General features: G+C 65.4%; 20 protein-coding genes. 8 read left to right on the forward strand and 12 right to left on the reverse strand.

What is annotated here, in order from left to right; all coding sequences use genetic code 11:
• Positions 1-44: 44 nt before the first annotated feature.
• The 9 genes from AC5LXX_RS29385 to AC5LXX_RS29425 all read right to left on the reverse strand — a co-directional run bounded on the left by AC5LXX_RS29385 (position 45) and on the right by AC5LXX_RS29425 (position 12459).
• Positions 45-764: a fimbrial biogenesis chaperone gene (locus tag AC5LXX_RS29385; protein ID WP_493412075.1), complete on the reverse strand. Its 720-nt coding sequence runs from the start codon at positions 762-764 to the stop codon at positions 45-47.
• Between the two features lie 68 nt (positions 765-832).
• Positions 833-1429 (reverse strand): fimbrial protein, encoded by a 597-nt coding sequence (locus tag AC5LXX_RS29390; RefSeq protein WP_226105285.1) that lies wholly within the window; start codon positions 1427-1429, stop codon positions 833-835.
• 553 nt (positions 1430-1982) lie between these two features.
• On the reverse strand, positions 1983-4967 hold the full coding sequence (locus AC5LXX_RS29395; protein ID WP_493412076.1) for an ATP-binding protein: 2985 nt from the start codon (positions 4965-4967) through the stop codon (positions 1983-1985).
• Between the two features lie 45 nt (positions 4968-5012).
• The gene (locus tag AC5LXX_RS29400; protein ID WP_124456671.1) at positions 5013-5672 is read right to left on the reverse strand and encodes a response regulator; all 660 of its coding nucleotides are present in this window, start codon (positions 5670-5672) and stop codon (positions 5013-5015) included.
• A 329-nt stretch (positions 5673-6001) separates the two neighbouring features.
• A complete protein-coding gene (locus AC5LXX_RS29405) occupies positions 6002-6190 on the reverse strand; it encodes a hypothetical protein (RefSeq protein WP_124456678.1) in 189 nt (62 codons plus the stop codon).
• 122 nt (positions 6191-6312) lie between these two features.
• Positions 6313-9396: an ATP-binding protein gene (locus AC5LXX_RS29410; RefSeq protein ID WP_493412077.1), complete on the reverse strand. Its 3084-nt coding sequence runs from the start codon at positions 9394-9396 to the stop codon at positions 6313-6315.
• 387 nt (positions 9397-9783) lie between these two features.
• Positions 9784-10800: a hypothetical protein gene (locus tag AC5LXX_RS29415; RefSeq protein WP_493412078.1), complete on the reverse strand. Its 1017-nt coding sequence runs from the start codon at positions 10798-10800 to the stop codon at positions 9784-9786.
• Positions 10801-10923: 123 nt separating this feature from the next.
• Positions 10924-11751 carry a hypothetical protein gene (locus tag AC5LXX_RS29420; protein WP_493412079.1) on the reverse strand — a complete coding sequence of 276 codons (828 nt, stop codon included), beginning with the start codon at positions 11749-11751 and terminating at the stop codon, positions 10924-10926.
• A gap of 120 nt (positions 11752-11871) precedes the next feature.
• On the reverse strand, positions 11872-12459 hold the full coding sequence (locus tag AC5LXX_RS29425; RefSeq protein WP_493412080.1) for a tetratricopeptide repeat protein: 588 nt from the start codon (positions 12457-12459) through the stop codon (positions 11872-11874).
• Between the two features lie 360 nt (positions 12460-12819).
• Between AC5LXX_RS29425 and AC5LXX_RS29430 the strand changes: the two genes are divergently transcribed.
• From AC5LXX_RS29430 to atsR, 3 genes are read left to right on the forward strand one after another with little or no spacing between them, the layout of a single operon-like run.
• Positions 12820-13692 carry a response regulator gene (locus tag AC5LXX_RS29430; RefSeq protein ID WP_322082490.1) on the forward strand — a complete coding sequence of 291 codons (873 nt, stop codon included), beginning with the start codon at positions 12820-12822 and terminating at the stop codon, positions 13690-13692.
• Between the two features lie 47 nt (positions 13693-13739).
• Entirely contained in the window at positions 13740-14243 is a 504-nt protein-coding gene (locus tag AC5LXX_RS29435; protein ID WP_493412081.1) for a putative pterin-binding protein, read from the forward strand.
• Position 14244: 1 nt separating this feature from the next.
• Entirely contained in the window at positions 14245-16065 is a 1821-nt protein-coding gene (atsR, locus tag AC5LXX_RS29440) for a hybrid sensor histidine kinase/response regulator AtsR (protein WP_493412082.1), read from the forward strand.
• A gap of 23 nt (positions 16066-16088) precedes the next feature.
• On the opposite strand, the gene AC5LXX_RS29445 is transcribed toward atsR, so the two are convergent.
• Positions 16089-16508: a secondary thiamine-phosphate synthase enzyme YjbQ gene (locus AC5LXX_RS29445; protein WP_124454458.1), complete on the reverse strand. Its 420-nt coding sequence runs from the start codon at positions 16506-16508 to the stop codon at positions 16089-16091.
• A gap of 10 nt (positions 16509-16518) precedes the next feature.
• Positions 16519-16845: a thioredoxin family protein gene (locus AC5LXX_RS29450; RefSeq protein WP_021160574.1), complete on the reverse strand. Its 327-nt coding sequence runs from the start codon at positions 16843-16845 to the stop codon at positions 16519-16521.
• Between the two features lie 202 nt (positions 16846-17047).
• Between AC5LXX_RS29450 and AC5LXX_RS29455 the strand changes: the two genes are divergently transcribed.
• Positions 17048-17749, forward strand: coding sequence for a flavin reductase family protein (locus tag AC5LXX_RS29455; RefSeq protein WP_493412083.1), 702 nt, complete (start codon positions 17048-17050; stop codon positions 17747-17749).
• Positions 17750-18042: 293 nt separating this feature from the next.
• Here AC5LXX_RS29455 and gcvA read toward each other — a convergent pair whose 3' ends face one another.
• A complete protein-coding gene (gene gcvA, locus AC5LXX_RS29460; RefSeq protein ID WP_493412084.1) occupies positions 18043-18975 on the reverse strand; it encodes a transcriptional regulator GcvA in 933 nt (310 codons plus the stop codon).
• 138 nt (positions 18976-19113) lie between these two features.
• Between gcvA and AC5LXX_RS29465 the strand changes: the two genes are divergently transcribed.
• The 4 genes from AC5LXX_RS29465 (at position 19114) to AC5LXX_RS29480 (ending at position 22778) form a co-directional block, all read left to right on the forward strand.
• Positions 19114-20325 (forward strand): MFS transporter, encoded by a 1212-nt coding sequence (locus tag AC5LXX_RS29465; protein ID WP_493412085.1) that lies wholly within the window; start codon positions 19114-19116, stop codon positions 20323-20325.
• 5 nt (positions 20326-20330) lie between these two features.
• Complete coding sequence (locus AC5LXX_RS29470) at positions 20331-21227, forward strand: oxidoreductase (RefSeq protein ID WP_493412086.1); 897 nt, start codon at positions 20331-20333, stop codon at positions 21225-21227.
• Positions 21228-21505: 278 nt separating this feature from the next.
• On the forward strand, positions 21506-21838 hold the full coding sequence (locus AC5LXX_RS29475; RefSeq protein WP_085038374.1) for a DUF2322 family protein: 333 nt from the start codon (positions 21506-21508) through the stop codon (positions 21836-21838).
• An 88-nt stretch (positions 21839-21926) separates the two neighbouring features.
• Complete coding sequence (locus AC5LXX_RS29480; protein WP_493413439.1) at positions 21927-22778, forward strand: hypothetical protein; 852 nt, start codon at positions 21927-21929, stop codon at positions 22776-22778.
• The last annotated feature ends 7 nt before the right edge of the window (positions 22779-22785 follow it).

Genomic DNA, 22785 nt, shown 5'->3' on the forward strand with positions numbered 1-22785 from the left:
TCTATCAAGACTTGCAGAATCGATTTGACCCGCACACCGTCGCGTTACTTCGTCACGTCGGATTGCGTATCGACCGTTGCGCCGAAGTCGTTGATCGAACTGAATTCAATTTTGGTATTCGCCGGCAGTGCGTTTCCTGAAAAATTCTTGACAGCGAGGCGCTTCGACGACTTGGGCTCGATCATTTCGGTCACGACTGGGTACGTGCTCCCGCCGGCCTTGAGACTCGCGTGGCCGAGCGATACGAAGTACGGCGTGTCATTGACGACTTCCAGTGCCGGCTTGCCATGACTTTCGCTCCAACGCCACTTCAGCTGACCCGGGGCATCTTCGGGCTTGCCGGATAGATCGGCAGGCCGGTAAAAGAGCTTGATCCGCTGCCGAACCGCGATTTGCAGGGAGTTGTCGCCCTTGGATTTTTGCGGGATCTCCTGCACGCTGAGCCAGAACACCGATTCACGATCGGCGGCCAACCCTTCACCCGCATGGAAGATCCGGAGGATTTGCTGCTTGTCACCGCCGAGGCGGCTCAGCGACGGCGTGATCGCAAAGGGCAGGTCGCCTTTGTTGCCGTCCGGCAATTCAAGCCACGACTGGATCATCACGTCGTCTTTCGACTGATTCTTGACGATGACCGACGTCTCCTTGCTTTGCGCCGGATAAACGATGCGCGTGCCGGACAACGAAACGCCGGCATGCGACGGAATGGACACGAACAACATCGAGCCGGCCGCGACCAGCCCGGCAATGAGCTTTTTCTTCATGACGGAATTGAATCTGGAGGCGGCGGCGACACGGCACGACGTGCCATGCCACCGCTCGATTGGGGGATTTACTCGTACGACAGCGTGAACGGCAGCGTGCCGTTGGCCGTACCGGCGTCGATCTTCTCGCCGTTCGCGACGTAACCGGCACGCATGTTCAGTGCGGCGGTGTAAACCGGCGCTTCGTCCGTACCGCCCTTGACCAGCGGCGCGTTGACCGTTTCGTTCGCCGCCAGGTTCACCAGCTTGTTGTTGCTATCGTACACACCGATACCGACACCCGTTGCCGTGCCCGAGATCTTCAGCAGATTGTTGTTCTTGCCGTCGATGCCCGAGCCCGACTGCGGATCGAACTTCATCTTGACGAGCGTCAGGTCGGTCGCCGTGTTGCCGCAGTCGAGATTCAGGTTGATCGACGTGCCGCCGGCGATGCCGTGGCCTGCCGTGCCGCCGATGGAATCCGCGGCGACCGTGCCGAGGTTGACCGCGATGTCCTGGCTACCCTTGCCGCCCGTCACGTTCGTGCCCGAGCCGCCGGTGATCGAGCACGATGCCGCGGTGATGTTGCCCGTGAAGTTGATGGTGCCGTCGGCCGCCATGGCCGAACCAGCTGCGAACATACCTGCGACTGCTGCGAATGCGAGAATCTTCTTGTTGAGAGCCACGATTTTCTCCAAATGAAACGTGATTGATTAACTCCTTACAGAGCGGGATCAATGATGCCAATCAATAAGAAATCCGTATCTAGTCCGCGACCGATATAAACCCCCAAATATCTAGTACGAGTACGAAATTAATGTTTTTGGCCGCCCGCGCAACGGAATGTAAAATAGTTCTAAAGATTCAAGACGCTTGCCGAACGCCTATGCACCGAGAGTCACGAGCGTGAGTCGAGCGCAGGGGGATTCGCCGAAGACGCGCGATAGGGTGCGAATAAACGTTCCGGCACGGTACGACGCCGCTTTCCGGCTCCGAAATAGCACCGAAAATCAGCGTGGCCGCCGATTTCGGCCGCGCGCCACGTCGGCCACCAATGAACAAGCGGGATCAACTGAAGATACGAAAACAGGCCGACGTCATAAAACCGCCAGTCTTCTTTCAAGAGGAATATAACGACCGGTGCCCGAACAGGGTCTTGCAACGCTGTCCTGATCGAAATACAAGTCTGTAGAACACATCCTCGTATTGAACCTCGCACGGTCGCCAAGCCGACGTTTTTCAGGTGCCGGCCAATCTCGACAGTGCGGCCTCGACGACGCCCCTCGCTTCCGGCCAGTCGAGCAAGAGCGCGTTCACGCCGCCTTCGGCGAGCCGGCGCTCGCCGCGCGCACACGCATCACCTGCCTCAACCATGCCCGCCAGCGCGAAACCGCCGCGCATCGAATGGAGTTCGCGCCCGAGGCAATCGACATCGCCGCGCGCCAGCGCATCTTCGACCACTGCCAAGGAGTGCCGCGTCGCGCTACGCAGCTTGTCGCGTATTTCGTCCGTCATCGCCGGTGGCTGGAGGACTTCGGAATCGGCGGAATACGTGTTCACGGAATTGCCACGCATCCCGTGCCGCCGCAAGACCGCCTCGAGCGCATCGATCGACAGCGGCTTGAGCACCACCTCGACCGCGCCCACCTCCGTGCACCTCCGGCGGTCTTCGTCGGTCGCATGCGCGGTCATCGCGATCACCGGCACCTTCGCACCCTGTTCGCGCAAGAAGTTTGCGAGCGCGAACCCGTCGAGCTCCGGCATGCCGAGATCGGTCAGCACGACGTCGAACGGATGTGAAAAATACGCACGCATCGCCTCGATGCCGTTTGCGACGATCGTCGCGTCGTAGTGCAGCGCATCGAGTTGATCTCGCAGCAACGCGCGGCTCGCCGGATGATCTTCCGCCACGAGTACACGCAACGGCGCTTCGTCCTCGTGCGGCCAGGCCGGCGCGACCGGCACCTCGGCATCCGGTTCCTCGAACGCCAGCCGCCAGTCGGCAGGCGCGGCGGGCAGCGGCAACATGGCCGTGATCGCCGTGCCTTCGCCCGCCCGGCTGTCGACTGCCAGATCGCCGTGCATCAGCCGGGCAATCCGGCGGCACAGCGGCAATCCGAGCCCGGTACCGCCGAAGCGGCGATAGATCGACGCATCCGTCTGGATGTAGACGTCGAATAGAGACGGCAAGCGGTCGGCAGGAATGCCCATGCCCGTGTCCCGCACCGCGATCTCGAGCCGCTGCGCGGTTCCCGCCGCCGGCGCCAGCCGCGCGCCGATGCTGACGCTACCACGTTCCGTAAACTTGATTGCATTGCTGACGAGATTCGATACGAGCTGGCGCAGCCGGGTCGGATCGCCGATATAGCCGTCGGCCAGCTCCGGCGCGATCCGGCAGTCGAGCGCCAGGTGCTTCGCCTCCGCGAGCGGACGGAAGATCGCCGCGACGTCGTGCAACACCGCGCGCAGATCGAACGGCATGGCCTCCAGCACCATCTGGTTAGATTCGGCCTTCGACAGGTCGAGCACGTCGTTGATCACGCGCAGCAGCGCATCCGATGACGACATCACCGTCTGCAGGCGCCGCCGCTCGTCCGCCGGCAACGCCGCGCGCGCCATCAATTCGAGATTGCCGACGATTGCATTCAGCGGCGTACGAATCTCGTGGCTCATTGTCGCGAGGAAGGTCGACTTCGCCTTGTTCGCGTCGTCCGCAGCTTCCCGCGCCTCGCGCAGCTTGTCCTCGGCCTGCTTGCGCGCGGTGATGTCGGTGAGCGTGCAGAGCAGCACGTCGACGCCGCGATAGCGCGTACGGACGATATGCGCGGCGAGATAGGTCGTCCGGCCGTGGGCGAGGTCGACCGGCAACTCGTGCACGACGACGCGCGGCGCCCGCCCGCCCGCGATACTGGCGTGGTAAGCCTGCCAGATGCGCTTGCCGAGCGACGGCGCCGTTCCGGCGTCACCATAGGCCTCGGCGGCGTCATTGCGCACCATCGTGTCACCATTGGCCAGCGACAGCAGCATGAGTCCGGCTGGCGCCGTGCGGATCAGCGTGCGGTTGAGGGCCTCGCTCTCGATCAGGCGAATCGCACGGCGGTTGGCGGGGCGCAACGCACGCCGATCGAACGTAACGATCGAGATCCATAGCAGTGCAATGGTCAGCAGTGCGGTGGCGACCGTCAGGCCGGCCGGTATCGCGACGGCGCCCATGACGCTGCGCCACGAGAAGGTCGCCATCAGCACCAGATCGGAATTCGGCAAGCGGTCGCTGATGACGAAACGGGTGCCGACGCGATGCACGAACACCCGCTCGCGTTGCGGATCGTTCGCATGGTCGAGCGCGCGGGGAATCATGTCGCTGCTGCGCTGCGCGCCAGCCAGAAGTTGTGCGCGCGTATCGATCAGTGCATAGTCCTCGTCGCCTGAAAGCGGCGCGAGGATGCTATCGACCTGGGAACGCACGGCGACGACGCTCCAGGCAAACGGCTGCCCGTCGGTGTCATACAGCCGGCGGACGAAGCGCATGATCGGATGCCCGAGCAGCGGATCGAAACGCCGCTCGATCAGGACCGCGTCGTTGTGCGGGATGGCTACATCGGACGGTATCAGCTGCCGTGCCAGCCCCTTCACCTGGAACCCATCCGGCAACGCGGCCGCCTGCGTGGCGGCCCCGACCCCGCCCACGGCCACGAAATTCCCGTCGATACCGATCAGGTAAATGTTGAACCCCGGGAGAACCGGGGTCACCTTGGGCGCCACTTCCAACTGCGGCATGATCAGGCCGAGATAGCGCGAATACCGGCTCTCCCGATCATCCTGCGTGATGTCGGCCAGTCCGATCAGCGCGATCTGGCCCGATCGGCGCCAGATTATCCTGCCGCGGCCCTCAGTGAATTCTCGCAAAACGTCTCGCGATGCCTGCTTGTCGAACCTCCAGAGGTTCATCGCGTTGTTCGCCTGTTGCCCCGACAGCAGGTACGTCGCCTGCAGCTCGGCAGATAGCCGCGCCTCACGCCGCAGAAACGCCCCTGAAGCCTGCGTGAAGTAATCGAGCACTTCGAGCCGCACGACGAGCGCCGCGCACACGAGGATAAACGCCGTAATCGCCGCGCCGCTGCCGTACAGCAATGCGTGCTGCTGGCGCCGCACGCGCCCCGGGTCGAATGGCTTGCGGCCCGCCGCGGCGGCATGCGCAAGCAGCGTTTTCAGTTTCGTGGGCATGCTTGTTCTTGGAGTCTCTCCCCGGCGCGCGCCGCGATCGCCCGACTAGGCATCGGTCCCGGGCAATTCGGGCAACTGCCCCTCGCTTGCATAGCGGATCAGGTCGGCATCGCGGACGATGCCGAGTTTCTTCATCGCGCTCGACTTCTGCGAACTGATCGTCTGCTTGCTGCGATGAAGCTGGACCGCGATCTCGCCGACCGTCAGGCCGGCCCCGTACAGCCGCACGACTTCGATCTCGCGGGCGGTCAGCGTGCGGATACCCGCGGACGGCTGGCACTCCTCCAGCAGCTTCTTGACGAACGGAGACAGATAGTTCGCTCCGACGAACGCCGCATGCACCGCGCCGACCAGATGCGAAATCGCGTCGGACTTGCTCAGGATGCACCCGACGCCCTGCTTCTGGATCGCAAGCAGCACGCTCGGGTTGTCGATCATCGTGATCGTCACGAGGCGCAGCGCCGGGTAGCGACGCTGGAGAAACGACAGCAGCGACAAGCCGTCGCCGTACTTGCCGCCGGGCATCACGTAATCGACCACGAGCACGTCGCTCTGCTGCTCGTCGAGCATCGCCACGAGGTCGGTCGAATTCGAGACGGCGCCGAGCAGCTTGATCGTGCTGGCGCCCTCGAGCGCCTGAGACATCCCGAGTGCAGACGAAGGATGATCGTCCGCCACCATGACCCGCACAAAAAATTCATCCATCTCCATTCTTCTCCCGAAACACGTGGCCCTACGTGCCATGTTGTGCGACGCGCCATGATTCGAATCGGTCTCGCAACACGGTCGCGTTGCAACGTTCGGCGAACCGGGCGGTGCGCAGCGTAATTTTAAGATAATAGACGGGTTCCGCATCGCGGCGGTGCGATGCGGCATGGCGGCCTGCGCCCGCACCCGATCCGATGCAGTCGCAGCCTCGCCGGGCACGGCGTTGCAGCACGAACCTGCATGGATCCGACGCCCACACGCGTTCGATCGGCGGCGCCCCCACGCCGTCGATCCATCGCGTTCCGCACGGCGGCCGGAGCCGCCCTCTAGCGTTTGACCGCGGAGGTGTCGGATTCGCCCGATCCGTCATCCGCGGCGTGCTGCCACTCGGTGATGATCCGCCGCTTCTGCGATGGCGACATCATCATGAATTCGTTCAGCTGCATGAGAAAATCCCGTCTGGATTTCTCCGGCAGCGTCGCAAATCCGAGCAGCAGCCTGAACACCTTTCCCATATAGCGCACGGCCTTACCCTTCCTTCTTCAGTCGAAATCACGCGGCACCGAAGCGATGCGGCGTGCCTGCCTTCCCCGTTCCGACGCAGCCGGTGTACAGCGCGCCGACGTTGTTTCTCTTTTTATCGTCCCGGCCAGTGCGCCGCGGCGGCGGCCGTGACCGCCGCCCCCGGCGGCTCGTCCGCCGCACCGGCGGGAGATGCGATTCCGCGCCGCCGCGCGATGCGTGCCAGGCCGCGGCGCAGATCGGCCAGCGTCACCGGCTTGGTCAGCACGCATTCGACGTTCGACGCCGCGTAACGCCGGGCGTCGTCGGGCGCGAGATGCGACGCGACGACGATCATGTCGCACGGCAGCGCACGGGTGTGGACAGCTTCCGCCAGCTCGAGCGCCGACATGTCGTGCAGGTCGGCACCGAGCAGCAGCACATCCCACGCGCCGCCAGCGAGCGTATCGAGCGCCGCGCGGCCGGACGACACGCACCGGACCACGCAGCCGAGCACATCGAGTTGCTCGCGGAAAATCGATCCGTTGACTGACGCGTCGTCGGCAATCAGCACGCGTGGCACACGTGCGCTGATTGCCGCCAGCGCCGGCCGAACGGCATCGGCCGCGCGGCCCCGCCCGCGCAGCAATTCGGCCGGGGCGACGCGGGCCTGCTCGATCGCCAAGCGCAGCCCGTTCAGCGAATAGCTCGACACGCGGATCGTACGGCCCACGACGTCCGGCCGTAGCGGGCCGTCCGGCGTGGCGAGCACGACCGGCGTACCGCCGCCGATGCTGTCGAGCTCCTCGCGCCGCCATTGGTCTGAATCGCCGAAGAGCACGATCGCGTGAGCACGCGCGAGGCACCCGGCGGCAATCCCGATCGGACTCGGATGCATCGCGACATCGAAACCCCATGCACGCAGATGCGGAAACGCGAACGCGCGCCATGCGTCCTCCGGCGACACGACGATCAGCGTCCGGCCGGCGCCCGCCCCTGCGCCGACGGGACATTTCGGTGCAATGCCCATGTGCAGCGGCAGGCGAACGGTGAACAGGCTGCCGATCCCCGGCGCACTGTCGACCGTGATCGTCCCGCCCATCGCCGCGGCCAGCCGATCGCACAATGCGAGCCCGAGCCCCGTGCCGCCGTACCGCCGCGTGATCGACGCGTCGACCTGCGAAAACGGCTTGAACAGCCTGGCCTGTTGCGTACGATCGATCCCGATGCCCGTGTCCTCGATGCCGATCGCGAGCTCGGGCGCACCGCGCGGGCTTCGCGCCACCGCCACGCGCGCGACGATGCGCCCTTCGCTCGTGAACTTGATTGCGTTGCTCAACAGGTTGCCGACCACCTGCGCGAGCCGCGTCGGGTCGCCGCGCATGCGCTGTGCGCCGCTCGCGTCGATATCGGCAAACAGCGGCAACCCTTTCGCCTTCGCAACCGGCGCGAATGCCGCAAGCTCGCGCTCGATCACCGCAATCACGTCGAACTCGATCGACTCGACCGACATCGCACCGGCTTCGATCTTCGAGAAATCGAGGATGTCGCTGACGATCGCGAGCAGCCCTTCGGCCGACACGCGCAGCGTCTGCACGCGGCTCTGCTGTGACGCATCGAGCGCCGTGCGTTCCAGCAGTTCGAGATTGCCAAGGATCACGTTCAGCGGCGTGCGGATCTCGTGACTCGTCGCGGCAAGAAACGACGACTTGGCCGCATTCGCGGAATCGGCCGCGCGCACCGCTTCCTCGAGTTGATGCACGAGACGGCGCTGCGCGCTCGTGTCGGCGAACGCCGCGATCAGCACGTCCTCGCCCTGGTAACGCGCACTGTGCGCGATGACCTCGAGATGGAGCGGCGCATCGCCGTGTGCATCGAGCGCGAGCTCGGTCATCATCGTCCGGCCGGCTCCGCCGTTCGCGACGAACGCGTCGTACTTCTCCAGCACCTGCGCGGAAAGCGCGTGATGATCGCCGCCGTGCGGCAGCAACATCTGCGTCAGCGCGTCGCTCGCAAGCATCACGCGCCGGTCGGACAACGACACGAGAACGATGCCGACGGGCGCCATCGCGATCACGCTGCGGCACAACGCCTCGCTGTCGAACACGCGCGCCGAGCGCGCGTAGACCGGCACGAGCACGCGCCGGTGGAACCGGACGAGCAGCAGCCACATCACGGCGATCGCGAAAAGCGTCGTCGCCGCGAGCGCACCGGCCTGCACGCCGATGCCGGCTGCCACGTCGGCCCACGACAGCGCATAGGCGATCGTCCAGCCCGTGGCCGCGAGCCTGCTGCGGAACACAATCGCGCCGTCGCGAAAGAGCGGCTCGCCGGACGCTTGGTCGCCCAGTGCGACGTCAAGACTCAACAGGCGCTCGGTCAACGCGTGCGTGCGCTCGACACCGGGATCGATCGCAATGAGCCGATTGTCCGCGGACATGATGAAGAACGCGCCGGCCGGCGTGCGCTCGGGCAGCCATGACAGCAGGTAGTCGGGCGCGTATTCGGTGACCAGTACCGCGAACGGCTGGCCGCCGGATCGCGCCTCGGCGGCCAGCCGGATGCGCACCTGCCCCGTGACCGGATTGAGATAGGGCGGCAGCCAGCGGACGTTCGGCCGCCCATCGTTCGGAGCGGGCGGCCGAACGTCGAAATCCACGTGCAGCGCATCGAACACCTTCGCACGCGCATCGGCCGACGCGAGCGCCGGGTTGTCGCGCGACAGGTGCGGCACCAGCCCGAACATCCCGGTTCGCGTGCTGTAGTGGTAGCCCTCGAGCGTGCGCCCGCGATTGATCGAGCTCGCCGCGCAGATGCGCGACAGCAGGAACGACAGTGCAAGGTAACGCGCGACCTCGTCACGTTGCGCGGTTGCGCCCGGCACGCCGACCACGAGCGATGGAAACGGGGTGATCGCAAGCTGCTGACCGTTATCGAAGAACGCCTTTGTGACGTCCGCCGGCGCCGCGCCGAGCTCGCGCCAGATCAATTGCGTATTCGTGACGCCGTTGCGGAACGACGTCTCGGCCACCTGCACCTGGTCGGCGGTTTCCTCGACACCGTTCAGGAAATTGCGCCGCTCGCCGTCCAGATAACCGTAAACGATCGAAGTGATCCCGAGCCCGCAGGCGATCAGGATCAGGATCGTGACGACGATGCCGCCCCCGAACATCGAGATGCTCTGGTAGCGGCGAATGGATTGAAGCGTGCTGTATGGCATGGCTCGGCGTGACGGCGCCCGAGGGTACGGACATGCGGCAGATTCCCTGCCGGACCGGGCATCACGATGGGTACATTTGGGGTAGCGATGTCCCGATCATGCCAAACGACACTGCGAAAATCAGTCGTGCATTATCCTTTTAGTACACGTCCGATTTGATTGACCGATGATTTTGAACTTGAACGAAAGTTCATCGCGAAATCGCGTAGGGGAACTTATCCGATCGGACAAGTTGCGTCGTCGCTCCGCGGCTGGCGGCCGCGCAAATGAAATACCGCCGGCAAGCCGGCGGCAAAAGGCGCACCCACGGTAGACGCAGCGCGCCTGAGGCACTCGATACGACGCGTTCGGCACGAAACCCCGTCCCGCCGCGCCGGAAACGCCCGCTCAGTTCTGCGTGAGCGGATTCAGCGTCGTGCACAGGAAGCCCGTGCAGTTCTTCGGCGTGACATAGTACGACGCCATCACCGGCGAGGACACGCCGAGCGCGATATCGCTCAGATACGCGGTGCCCTGTGCGCCGAACGTGTTCGCCTGCTGGACGAAGCTCGCGCCGGTCGACTGGATCGTGGCCGACTGGTACGTGAAGGTCGGCGACTGCGTCTGGTCCTTCACGTAGACCCACGAGATCGTCGAGCCGAACACCATTCCGCCCTTCGCGCGATAGCCCTTCGCGCCTTCGCTGTTGGCCTGCGCGATGAAATCGCTGACGTTCGTCGTCGGCGCCAGCGCATCGTATGTATAGGTCGCGCTCGATGCGTTGTTCTTCATGTACACGTTCGCCTGCACTGCACCCACCGCCATCGGGCCGAGGAACCAGTAGCCCGACTGGCCCTGGCCGTTCGCCTGCGTGAGGAACGCGTTGGCATCGGCCGGCAGGCCGGTCGTCGTGTACGTGTAGGTGGCCGACGAGCCGCCATCCTTGCGATAGAGATCGCCGTACGTGAGCGGCCCTTCGTAGCGGTAGCCGCTCGCCCCTTGCGCGTTGGCCGCGTTGACGAAGGACGCCATGTCGGCCGGCGCCGTCTGCAGCTGGTACGTGTAGGTCTGCGCGGTGCCGTCGTTCACGAAAATCGATTGTGTCCCGCCGTTGCCCGCGTTGTAAAAGTAGTCACCCAGATAGCGGTAGCCCTTCGCGCCTTCGTTGTTGACCAGCGTCAGGAAGCTCGCCTTGTCGGCCGCGACAGGCTGCGCTTCGTAGCGCCACGTCAGCGTGCTGCCGCCCGAGCCGCCCGAACCGCCATTGCCGCCGCTTCCCGCACCGCCCGAACCCGATCCGCCCGTGCCGCCGCTGCCACCGTTGTTGCTCGTGCCCGATCCGCCGGCGGGCGAGGAATTGTCGTCGCCGCCGCCGCAAGCGGTCAGCGCGAGGCAGGTCAATGCGATCAGTGCAACGGCTTTCATCGGAATCACCTTCTGAATGAACAGCACGAACGAAGCCAGTACGCGCGAATCGCGCCACACGTACGGACAGTCACGAATCAGGATTCAGGAATCGGCCGGCGGCACACCACCGGCCCGGGAACATCAGTTGACCTGCAGCTGGCCGCCGCGGCCCAGCCCGCCCTTGACGTCCTGCGCCTTGTAGCTGCGCAGTGCGACGACCATCTTGTTGTACGCGTCGATGAACGCCACGACCGTCGCCTTGCCTTCCGGCGTCGACGAGAAGCCCGCGAGCGCACCGCCCACGCCGCCGCCGAAGCCGCCCAGCGCCGCGCCGTAGTTGGTCGCCGTCGAGCTGCCTTCCGACGCCGCGATCTGCACCGCCGAGCGCACGTCGAACAACGTCAGCGTCACGACCGACGCCTTCGTCTGCAGGTGCCCGGCCACCGCCGCCACCGCACTGTTGCCGATCAGCCCGCCGATCATGCTGCCGATGCCGCCGATCGGCGAATCGTTGATGACGATCTGCGGTTCCATGTAGTAGTCGGCCGCGACGCGCTGGCCCTTCTGCTGCTTCGAGCCCGCGCGGTATTCGCCCGAGTTGCGCTGCAGCTGCGTGATGCGCGACAGGCGCGCGTCGCTCTTCTGGTTGCCGATCGACGTGATCACGAAGCAGTTCGACTGCTGGACCGCCAGGCGCAGCAGCGGATCGATCGTCGTCATCTTGGTCGCGCTGCCGAACGGGCCCCACCAGTCGGCGTTGCGGCCGTCGTCGACGGCGATCGTGCCGAGCGGCGACGCGCAGCGCTGCAGCCCCGAATCGGCGCCGGCGCTCGCACCGCCTGCCGCGGCACCCGTCACGCCGGCGTTCTGGCCGCCGGGCGTCACCACGCCGCCGCACCCCGCGACGGACGCACCAAGCGCTGCAACCAGCGCACCTTGAGTGAGACGTTGGGAAAGGTTGGTCTTCATGTCGTTGTCGATCGATTAGAGTCGTTGTCCGGCTTATGTGTCCGTGCGAACTTCGATAAGCCCCCCGGCGTGGCGCGCGATGGTGGTCTCCCCGCGGCTGCCCCCGTTGCTTTGCCCCGGTCAGTAGTACCAGTACGTCTGCTGCCAGACGCCGTAGTACGGATAGCCCGAGTACCAGTAGCCGTAATAGACGTCACGCCATTGCGTGCGCCATTTCCAGTCTTCTTCGTCTTCCTTCTTGGCCTTGCGCGCGAGATCGAGCAGCTTTTTCGATTCCTTGTCGCCGCGGGCGGCCGCGATCGACAGCCACTTCTCCGCTTCGCGCGCATCGGAGCCCATTTCCTCGAGGCCGAACAGGTAGAAACTGCCGAGCGCCTTCTGCGCCTGCAGGTCGCCGCGCTCGGCAGCCTCGCGCATCCACTTGAGTGCCTGGTAGCTGTCCTGGCGCACGCCGTCGCCGCGGAAATAACGCAGGCCGAGGTCGTAGGCGGCCTTCGGCTGGGTCTTCGCGGTCTGCTTCAGCGCGGCGATGCGCGGATCTTCACGGTCCTCCGCGTCGTCCCTTTTTTGATAGGAGACCTGATCTTTAGGGCGATCGGAACAACCTGTGTCGTCGCAGATCCGTACCGTGTTGCTGGTAACCGACGGATCCTGCGCGCACGCGGCCAACAGCAACAGCAGCCCCGGTGCGAGTAAACGGCGATACATTGGTACTTTCCTCAAGTTTTATTGGCGCCGCAATTCTTCGAGCTATCCCACCCCGCGAGCTCGTACCCGGTTGCGTGCGGCGCAGCGGATACAATTCCATCCGCCAACGCCGACACGCGCCCTAGGCTCTCTCAGGCTCTCTTTGAATCGTTCCGTCACTGCTTCATCGCTGCCGCTTTTCGCTGTATGGACTGGCGTCAGCTTCAACCCCCAAACATGACGCGACAAACAATAGTGACGTGGTGAGCAATAATAATGGAGAAAAATGGCATGTCAAGGTCCTTCGCGTTTTCAAAGTTTGCGTAGCGCGTCAGGTTTGATATGCTCACCCTCATCAAAACCCCTGGAGACCCCATCGCGATGTCCACCACCGAGCAGGCCAATGTCGATCTCATGACCGCCAACAAGGTGCGCGACCTACTGAACCGGAACGGTATTCCGCCGCGAAGTCACAACACGACGATCGCGAACGTGCTCGGCCTGAGCTTCTCGGTCGTCACGCGCAAGATGAAAGGCCTGATCCCGTGGAATCTGTCGCAGTTGCAGGACATCGCGACCCATTTCGGCGTGCCGCCCGCAATCCTGCTCGACGACAAGGGCACGCAGCCGGCCGCCGCCGAGATGATCGACGCGACGTTCGTGGTCGAATCGAAGCGCTTCCGCTGCCGCGCCGCGATCTCGACGAAGGCCAGCAGCCAGATCGAGACGGATTTCGTCGCGCTGCAGTGGCAGGGCGAATGGATCATCACCGAACGTCAGCACGCGCGCGAAGGCCGCACCTATCCGGTCGACGTGATCGAGCTGCGCTCGGCGCAGCCGAACGTGTATGCGGCGCGGATCGCGGTGGTCGACGATTCGCAGGATGTCGCCGAGACGGTGTGCGAATACTTCATCGAGAAAGGCGTGAATGCGATTCCGTACTTCGACGGCGCGACGTTCCGCAAGGCGCTGGAAGTCGAGGATTTCGACGGCTACATCCTTGACTGGATGCTCGGCGACCAGACGGCCGCCGAACTCGTGCGCGGCATCCGTTCGAGCGAGAACAGCGGCGCGCCGATCTTCCTGCTGACCGGCAAGATCTCGACCGGCGAAGCCAGCGAGGACGAGATCGCGCACATCGTGTCGCACTACAACGCGCGCTGCGAGGAAAAGCCGGTGCGCCTGCCGATCCTGTTCGCCGAAGTGGCGCGCGAACTGAAGATCACGCTGCCGGCCGCGGCCGCCGCGAACTGAGACAGAACGACAAACCACCACACGAACCACAGGACCGAGGGAAAGCCATGCGTGTTTCAACCATCTGGATCAAGAGCCTGCTGACGGCGTGCCTGCTCGGCATGGCTGCCGCGGCATGGGCCGCTTCTTCGTTCACGTTCACCGTCGACGGCAAGATCGGCAAGAGCAACCAGCAGGGGAAGACGACCTACGTCTTTTCCGAGCAGGAACTGATGGCGCTGCCGCAGCATACGATCGTCACGTCGACGAGCTGGACGCCGAAGGCGGCCTTCACCGGCCCGCGCCTGTCCGACGTGCTGAAGACGGTCGGCGCGCACGGCACGCAGATCGAATTCCGCTGCATCGACGAATACACGTTCACGATTCCCGTGTCGGACGCCGACAAGTACGGCGTGATCCTCGCGCGGACGATGAACGGCAAGGTGCTCGGCAACGACAACTACGGCCCGCTGTGGATCATGTATCCGCGCGACCAGTATCCCGACGAACTGAAGACGCCGCTCGGCGAAGCCAAGTTCGCGTGGCAGATCATCGGCCTGACCGTGAAGTGACATGACGCGGCGGCGGTGGAAAAACAGAAAGATCATCCTGATCCTCGGCTCGCTGTGGATCATGGGGTTCGCCGCGTGGGCGTTCCTGCTGTGGGATCTCCTCGCCACCTCGGTCAACGAGGGCGTGCTCGAAGGGCCGCGCGAAGGCGTGTTCTGGACCGCCGCGCAATACCGTAACGTCTATACGCGCTTCGACCGCCAGCTGATCCTCTATGCGACGCACGAGGACGACGACTTCGACCACGTGCAGATGCAACTCGACAGCCTGTCGGTGTCGTTCGGGTTCCTGCAGCGGCCGTCCGAGGTGTCCCAGTACTGGCTGCGCATCCCGCGTGCTCGCAACGAGATCGACGCGCTCGGCGAATTCATGACGCGCCTGAAGCGCGAGGTGCCGCTGCTGCGTGATTCACCGCAGCAGGCACGGCAGGTGATCGACGAAGTCAATGCGTACTGGCCGAAGGTCAACGGCCTCGCGAACTACTTCCGCGCGATCGAGATGGCGCAGCGCGATTTCACGTTCCATCAGCTGAAGGAGAAGCAGCGCGCGATCCTGACCCTCGGTATCGTGCTCGGCGTGATCCTGTGCGCGCTGTTCCTGCTGCTGTTCTATACGATGCGCACGCGCGACGACCTGCTCGAACGGCAAAATGCAGCGCTCGACGCGGAGCGCAAGGCGTCCGATCGCGCGTTCGAAATGATCGAGGCAAAGAACGCGTTCCTCGGGATGGTCAGCCACGAGCTGCGCACGCCGCTGCAGGCGATCTGCGGGTCGATCGAGATCCTGCTCGCACGCCCGCAGTCGGACGCAAACCTGAAGACGATCCGGAGGCTGCAGAATTCCGCGTTGTCGCTGGAAGCGCTCGTCAAGGATCTCACCGACTACATCAAGCTGCGCTCGACGAAGCGGCTCGCCGAGCTGGATACCGTCGGCATCGCGCCGCTGCTCGCCGAAGTGCTCGAGCCGCTGCGCGAGAAGATCGCCGCCAAGCGGATCGCGGTCGCGCAACAGGTCGAGCCGGCCGGCCTCGCGATCCGATCCGATCGCAAGCTGCTGCGGCAGGTGCTGTCGAACCTGATCGAGAACTCGGTCAAGTACACGGTCGGCGGATCGATCAAGGTGTCGATCACGGTCGTCGACGCGCCGGCCGGCCAGCAGGTGAAGATCGCCGTGCGCGACACCGGCGCCGGCATCGCGAAGCAACACCTGTCGAAGATCTTCGAGCCGTTCTATCGCGCGAACGACGCGGTCGGGCTGCACGTGGACGGAATCGGCATGGGGCTCGCGGTCGTACGCGAAATCGTGACGACGCTGCGCGGGCATGTGGACGTGCGCAGCGTGGTCGGCGAAGGCAGCGAATTCGTCGTGACGCTGCCGGCCGAAGTGCCGGTGATCGATACGGCCGGCCACGTGGCCGGCGACGCACCCGCCCTGCCGCCCGCGATCGCGCTCCGCGACCGGCGCGCGCTGGTGGTCGACGACAACGACAACGCGCGCGAAACCCTCGGTGCGATGCTGTCGGCGCTCGGCATCGAGGCCGATCTGTGCGGCACCGGACAGGAAGGCGTCATGCGCTTCGGCACGGGCCGCTACGACATCGTCGTGCTCGATCTCGAACTGCCCGACCTGAGCGGCTTCGAGGTTGCGCGGCGCATTCGCGCGGTCGCGGAGCCCGACGACGACGGCCGGCATCCAGCCATCCTCGGCGTCAGCGCGTATGAATCGGCTGCGCTGCGTGAAAACAAGCAGGTATTCGACGAATTCCTGCCGAAACCCGTCCATCTGCGCGAACTCGGCGCGCTCGTCGAGAAGCTGCTCGCCTGAGCACGCGCATCGGCCGTTCCCGCCTACTCGCCGATCAGATGCAGCACAATGTCGCGCCGGTGCGCCGCGCGGCGATGCTCGAACAGGTAGATCCCCTGCCACGTGCCGAGCACCATGCGCCCGTGCTCGACCGGAATCGACAACTGCACCTGCGTGAGTGCCGTGCGCAGGTGCGCGGGCATGTCGTCGGCGCCTTCGGTGTCGTGCTCGTAGCGCGTGTCGTCCTCGGGCGCGAGCGTCGCGAAGTAGCGTTCGATGTCGCGCTGCACCGACGGATCGGCATTCTCCTGGATCAGCAGCGACGCCGACGTGTGGCGGCAGAACACGGTCAGCAGGCCGGTGCGGATCGCCTGCTGGTCGACGAACGCGCGCACCTGCGGCGTGAATTCGACGAGGCCGCTGCCGCGCGTGTCGACGCCGATGTGCGTGAGGGCCTGTTGCATCACCGTGACCTCAGGCCAGCGCGGCGAAGCCGTCGGCTTCGATCTGTTTCGCGTCGGCGGGGCGCACGACGCGCGCGACTTCGACACCGTCGCGCAGGAAGACGAGCGTCGGCCACAGCTTCACGCCGAACGAGCGGCCGAGCGGGCGGCCCGGGCCATCCTCGATCTTCAGGTGTCGCACGGCAGGATGCGCGGAGAACGACGCGACGATCGCGGGCTGCGCGCCTGCACAGATCCCGCACCAGTTCGCGCCGAATTCGATGACGGTGGCGCCGCCCAGTGCGTCGACTTCCGCGCGCGTCGGCGCGTTGGCGGTGTAGCGTTGCTCGGTGTCCATCAGGCCCTCGTGTGCGTTGGCGGAACGGGGCCGCGCCCCGCGCGCGTGGTGCGGCGGTCGCGGCCTGCGACTTCCTACTCTAGCGGAAAAGCTCGCGCGATGCCGGCCGCGCCCCTTCCGGAATGACACGACAAGATTCGGAGCGCTGCGCCGCCGCGACAGGATCAGCATGCGGACTGATCCGTCACCGAGGGCACCCGCCATGAATGCGCCGCATTGCGTCACCGAACCGAACATCCTCTATTTCGGCACGCCCGTCGTGCTGGTCAGCACGCTGAACGAAAACGGCACGGCCAATCTCGCACCGATCTCGTCCGCGTTCTGGCTCGGCTGGCGCGGCGTGATCGGCATCGCCGCGAGTTCGCAGACCACCCGCAACCTGCTGCGCACCGGCGAATGCGTGCTGAACCTGCCGTCGTCGGCGCAGGCGGACGCGGTCGACAGGATCGCGCGCACGACGGGCACGTATCCGGTGCCCGACGGCAAGCGCGCGAAAGGCTACGTATTCGAACCCGACAAGTTCGGCACGGCCGGGCTGACCGAAGCCGCGTCGCAAACCGTCGCGCCGCCGCGCGCGCTCGAATGCCCGGTGCACATGGAGGCGGTCGTCGCAGCCGCACACGGGATTGGCGAGGAGGCGCCGGACCTGCGCGGTTATATCCGCATCTTCGAGTTGCGCATCCAGCGCGTGCACGTGCATCCCGACCTGCTGATGGACGGCCACACGGACCGCATCGATCCGGACAAATGGTCGCCGCTGATCATGAGCTTCCAGAAGTTCTACGGGCTGGCGCCGCAGCAGGTACATACGTCGCGGCTCGCCGAGATTCCGGAGCGCGCGTATCGCAGCCCCGACATCGAGCGTTCGCGTGAAGCGGGCGTGTTGACTGGAACCGGACGGTAACGAAGCGCCCAGGGAAATGCCAGGGAACCCGGCGCTTCGTCGCGCCTCCACCGGCGGTGTCGATGCGGCTCACCGCCTCATGCTGTCGGCCCTGCGCATCGCCGTGCCGAGCGCGCAGATCGACGCCGCGATCGCCGATCTCTCGACCGAACCGATCGGCACCGCGTTCGCGTGCGTGTCTGCGTGCGTGTCGGCGCGCTGCCATGGGTCATCGATGCGCACAACCTCGCGTATGCGGTGCGGCTGTTCACGGGCGAGCGAGGAAGGTGTGCCGCGTGGTCCGATCAGCGAGCCTATTCAGCCTCTCGGCTCGCCATGCCTTTCATCCACGCCTCGAACGCGGACACCGCGGCATCGTCGGCACGATCGGCGTTCGTCACCAGCATGTAGTCGTCGGCACGCCATACAGGCGACGCGATCGGGCACACGAGGCGCCCCTCGGCGAGATCGCGCCCGATCAGCGGCAGGGATGCCAGGGCCACGCCGAGCCCCTCGATGGCCGCGCCGAGCTGCAGATTCACATGATCGAATTCGACATGGCGCGCGGCCCGCAGATCGGATGCACCGGCTTCCCGCAACCAGTGCGACCAGGCAGAGCGCGTCGTGGCCGAATGCAGCAGGACGTGATGACGCAGGTCGGCCACGCTCTGTATCGGATGCTGGCGCAGCAATGCGGGGTTGCAGGCCGGCACGCGCAGGTCGGGCATCAACGGGCGCGATACGACGCCCGCACCTTGCTCGGGACCGGAACGCACACCGATGTCGAAGGCGTCGGCGACATAGCGCAACTTGCGCGATGTCGTCGACACCCTGACGTCGATTTCGGGGTACCGCGAATGGAAATCGGCGAGCCGCGGCAGCAGCCAGCAAAGCGCAAAGCTCATCGGCACATTCACCCGCACGACGCCCGAGATCCGGTGCGCGAACGTATCGTGGCGCAGCCGCACCACCGCGGTACCGAGACGCTCGAACGCGTGGCTGACGTCATTCAGCAACGCGGCCCCTTCGTCGGTCAGCACGACACCGCGCGGACGACGGTCGAACAATGGCAGGCCGAACCAGTCCTCCAGCAACCTGATCTGCTTGCCTACGGCCCAATGGGTGACATGCAGCTCCACCGCAGCCCTTGCGAAGCTGCCGTGCCGCGCGACCGCGTCGAAAGCGCGCAGCGCGTTGAGCGGGGGCAACTCGCCCCAGTGCTTCGCAGCGTCCCGGTTTCCGCTCATGACGTGACTTTTTCTCTCCAGTGACGCAATTTTAGCTCAATTGAAAATGCTGTCGCCTCGACCATAAAATTGCCCTATCGAGCGCGAAAGCGATGCCACCAGCGGCTTCCGCTGACCGCTCGCACGGAGCGAATAACGATGCACCTGCCGGTTTTTTCCCCTCCCGCGATACAGGAGACTGCACCACCCCGACGGCGCGTGCTATGGCTATCCTGCGTTGCGCACGCCATGCACGACGGCTATACGGACATGATCTACGCGTTGCTACCGGTGTGGCAGTCGGAATTCGGGCTCGACTTTGCGGCCCTGGCGATCCTGCGCGGCATCTATGCCGGCACGATGGCGACGCTGCAGTTGTCTGCGGGGCGTCTCGCGCAACACCTGGGCAGCCGCACGACCCTCGCAATCGGCACGCTGCTCGCCGCGCTCGGCTATGCGATCGCGGGCATGTCGGGTGGCCTGCTCGGTCTGGGCGTGGCGCTGGCGATTTCGGGCGGCGGCTCCAGCACGCAGCATCCCGTCGCATCGGGCGCCGTCTCCCGCATCTACGGACGCGACGCGAGAGGCCCATTGAGCATCTACAACTTTTCCGGCGACCTGGGGAAATCCGCGCTGCCGGCCGCCATTTCGCTGCTCGTGACCATGATGCCGTGGCGTCACGCGCTATGGATCGTCGCCGGATTGGGTTGCGTCGTGGCCGCCGTCATCGCGCTCTGGTTTCCCGCCGTGCCGCGTGGCGCCGGAAAGTCGGAGGCCAAGGAGCACGCGTCCGCTCGACGCAGTGGTACCGGCGCAAGCGGATTCCCCACGTTGTTTTCCATCGGCGTGCTCGACACGGCGGTACGCATGGGACTGCTTACCTTCCTGCCTTTCCTGCTCAAGGCAAAAGGCGTCTCGCCTCAACTGCTGGGAACAGCCCTTGCGCTCGTTTTCATAGGCGGCGCGGCCGGCAAATTCATGTGCGGCTGGCTGGGCGCACGCATGGGTGTGGTCGGTACGGTGCTGCTCACGGAGGGCGGTACGGCCGCGTGCATCGTCGCGGTGATGTATCTCCCGTTGGCACTGACCATGGTGCTGCTGCCGATTCTGGGTATGATGCTCAACGGCACGTCGTCGGTGCTGTACGGAACCGTTCCGGAGATGTCCGCGCCCGAGCGCACCGAGCGCGCATTCGCGATTTTCTACACGGGGACGATCGCATCGGGCGCGCTATCGCCGGTGCTCTACGGTTTCCTGGGCGACTGGATCGGTGTGCATGGCGCCACGTATGCGACCGCGTTGACCGCCCTCGCGATTTTTCCGCTCGCCCTCGCGCTGCGCCCGCATCTGGCGGATGACTCGACAGGATGAACACCATGACGAAGTCTGACTACCCGACCGTCGGCCTTGTCGGCCCGGGCGCAATCGGAACGACCGTCGCCGCGGCCCTTCACGAAGCCGGCCGCACGCCGGTGATCTGCGGCCGCTCGGCGCACGAGCAGTTGAAATTGCGCTTCGATGGCGGCGAGATCGTCGTGCCCGGACCCGTACTGACCGACCCGCAAGCGGTCAAGGAAAAGGTCGATCTCGTATTCGTCGCGGTCAAGTCGACGCAGGTGGCGAGCGCGGCCCCTTGGGTCTCCGCGCTATGCGATGCGAATACCGTCGTCTGCGTGCTGCAAAACGGCGTCGAGCAACAAGCCGCGTTCGCGCCGTATGCGGCCGGCGCCACGGTCGTGCCATCGGTCGTCTGGTTTCCGGCGCAGCGCGAATCGGGCGCATCGGTGTGGCTGCGGGCCAAGCCCCGGCTCACCCTGCCCGATACGCCGGCGAGCAACGTGGTGGTCTCGGCTTTGCACGGCACGCGCTGCGCGCCGGAGGTTGCGGAGGATTTCATCTCGCTCGCCTGGCGAAAGCTCCTGCAGAACGCGGTGGCGGGACTCATGGTGCTGACCGGTCGCCGCGCCGGCATGTACTCGCGAAGCGACATTACCGAACTGTCGCTCGCCTATCTGCGGGAATGTCTCGAGGTCGCGCGGGCGGAGGGCGCGAAGCTGGGCGATGAAGTGCCGCAGGAGATCATCGACGGATTCCATGGCTTTCCGCCCGATTTGGGTACGTCCATTCTTGCCGATCGGCAAGGCAACCAACCGCTCGAATGGGACTGCCGGAACGGCGTCGTGCAGCGATACGGACGATCTCACGGCATTCCGACGCCGATCAGCGATCTGGTCGTTCCGCTTCTCGCCGCCGCCAGCGATGGGCCGGGCTAGCAGCCGGGAAACCCAGGCGGATCGAATCGCCCGCGGAGTCGCCGCGCCCCGGCAACCGAGGACAACACAATCATCCTCATGACATCCGTCACTTCACAACCTGTTCGTGCTGCTTCGTGGCAAGCCGGCAAGCAGGCACCGGTGTTCCCGGGATCGTCGACGAACCGGATGGTCGGACCACGTGCAAATCGCTCGGTTACGTCGAAAAGTGCAGCGTCGCCGATCGGATAACATACGGCCGGCCACCTTCCCATGATCAAACCGACGGAGTGTTTTCAGTGATTCAACCGACCCAAGTATTCAAGGACAACCTCGCGCAACTGCCGGCCATCGACGGCGTCGCGCGCATCGATCTCGTCGGCGCGAACGGCGACGTGGTCGCGACCATCGAGAACCAGCCGGGCAAGCAGGGCTCGCTCGCGGTGTACAACTACCTGAAGCAGGCATTCGGCACGCTCGACGCGAACGCCGCCGAGCACGGCCTCGCGATATTCGCCGAGCATACGGCCGACGCGCGCAACCGTCCGGGCGCGCACCCGAACGTCGATCGTCTGCTGGCGATCGTCGCCGGCGGCGAAGCGCTGCGGATCGACGTCGTCGCGAAAGGCTGAGTCGTCGGCGGCACGCGCGCGGAAAGCCGCGATCGTCGCATCCGTATTTCTCGCTCCGGAGACTGCCCACGTGCCGCGTTTCATTGCCCTGCCCTTGGTCCACCGTTTCGCTACTGCCGCCGCGATCGCGGCCGTTGCCTGTACCGCATTCGGCGGCACGGCATCGGCCGATCCGCTGCGGACGGCCTCCGAGATCGCCGGTGCATCGCTGGTGCCGCTCGGTGTGCTGCCGCATTCGCCGGAGAACGGAGCGCTCGATCCGTTTTGCACGCAATATCGCGCGAAGACGACCACCGCGGCCGGCCGTGAAGTCGCGAAGCGCGACTGGATCGTGACGTCCGAGGCGTCGCTCGGGCGCTACACGGTCGTCACGTTCTCGAGCGGCTTCAGCGCCGGCACGAGCGCGATCTGCTTCGCGCGCAACGGCAACATCGGCGTGTTCGACGGCACGACGCTCGTCGCACTCGGCTATACCGCGCGCAAGGCCGGCTGGCAGCTCGGCTCGGCCGATCGGCTGGAGAGCGGCGCACTGCTGATCTGGGGCGGCGACGGCCCGGCGCCGCCGGTCGGCGAACTGCATGAAGACAACGGCGGCCTGCGGCTGACCCGTGTCGCCGCCGAAAGCACGCACTGCAACGGCCGCGCGGTCGTGCCGAACGTGTACGGCAAGCCGCTCGACGCGGCGCGCAGGATCCTGATCGCGCATGGCTGGCAACCGCTGCGCCCGCGCGAACAGCCGGACGCAATGGACGGCGCGGCGACGCTCGCGAAGCACGGCATCATCGAAGCCGAAGCGTGTTCGGGCACCGGAATGGGGTATTGCGCGCTGCGCTACCGGAATGCGGCTGGCGTGCTCGGCGTGACGACGGTCGGCGGCGAGCCGGACAAACCTTCGGCGAACACCGTGATCGACTATCAGGTGGCGTGTCGCAAGCAGTGAGCGGTGT

This window comes from Burkholderia torrens (assembly GCF_984668525.1).

Excerpts from the sequence above, each read along its gene's own strand:
- AC5LXX_RS29385 (WP_493412075.1), bottom strand. The coding sequence starts at position 764 with ATGAAGAAAAAGCTCATTGCCGGGCTGGTCGCGGCCGGCTCGATGTTG.
- AC5LXX_RS29395 (WP_493412076.1), bottom strand. The coding sequence starts at position 4,967 with ATGCCCACGAAACTGAAAACGCTGCTTGCGCATGCCGCCGCGGCGGGC.
- AC5LXX_RS29400 (WP_124456671.1), bottom strand. The coding sequence starts at position 5,672 with ATGGATGAATTTTTTGTGCGGGTCATGGTGGCGGACGATCATCCTTCG.
- AC5LXX_RS29405 (WP_124456678.1), bottom strand. The coding sequence starts at position 6,190 with ATGGGAAAGGTGTTCAGGCTGCTGCTCGGATTTGCGACGCTGCCGGAG.
- AC5LXX_RS29410 (WP_493412077.1), bottom strand. The coding sequence starts at position 9,396 with ATGCCATACAGCACGCTTCAATCCATTCGCCGCTACCAGAGCATCTCG.
- AC5LXX_RS29415 (WP_493412078.1), bottom strand. The coding sequence starts at position 10,800 with ATGAAAGCCGTTGCACTGATCGCATTGACCTGCCTCGCGCTGACCGCT.
- AC5LXX_RS29420 (WP_493412079.1), bottom strand. The coding sequence starts at position 11,751 with ATGAAGACCAACCTTTCCCAACGTCTCACTCAAGGTGCGCTGGTTGCA.
- AC5LXX_RS29425 (WP_493412080.1), bottom strand. The coding sequence starts at position 12,459 with ATGTATCGCCGTTTACTCGCACCGGGGCTGCTGTTGCTGTTGGCCGCG.
- AC5LXX_RS29430 (WP_322082490.1), top strand. The coding sequence starts at position 12,820 with ATGTCCACCACCGAGCAGGCCAATGTCGATCTCATGACCGCCAACAAG.
- AC5LXX_RS29435 (WP_493412081.1), top strand. The coding sequence starts at position 13,740 with ATGCGTGTTTCAACCATCTGGATCAAGAGCCTGCTGACGGCGTGCCTG.
- atsR (WP_493412082.1), top strand. The coding sequence starts at position 14,245 with ATGACGCGGCGGCGGTGGAAAAACAGAAAGATCATCCTGATCCTCGGC.
- AC5LXX_RS29445 (WP_124454458.1), bottom strand. The coding sequence starts at position 16,508 with ATGCAACAGGCCCTCACGCACATCGGCGTCGACACGCGCGGCAGCGGC.
- AC5LXX_RS29450 (WP_021160574.1), bottom strand. The coding sequence starts at position 16,845 with ATGGACACCGAGCAACGCTACACCGCCAACGCGCCGACGCGCGCGGAA.
- AC5LXX_RS29455 (WP_493412083.1), top strand. The coding sequence starts at position 17,048 with ATGAATGCGCCGCATTGCGTCACCGAACCGAACATCCTCTATTTCGGC.
- gcvA (WP_493412084.1), bottom strand. The coding sequence starts at position 18,975 with ATGAGCGGAAACCGGGACGCTGCGAAGCACTGGGGCGAGTTGCCCCCG.
- AC5LXX_RS29465 (WP_493412085.1), top strand. The coding sequence starts at position 19,114 with ATGCACCTGCCGGTTTTTTCCCCTCCCGCGATACAGGAGACTGCACCA.
- AC5LXX_RS29470 (WP_493412086.1), top strand. The coding sequence starts at position 20,331 with ATGACGAAGTCTGACTACCCGACCGTCGGCCTTGTCGGCCCGGGCGCA.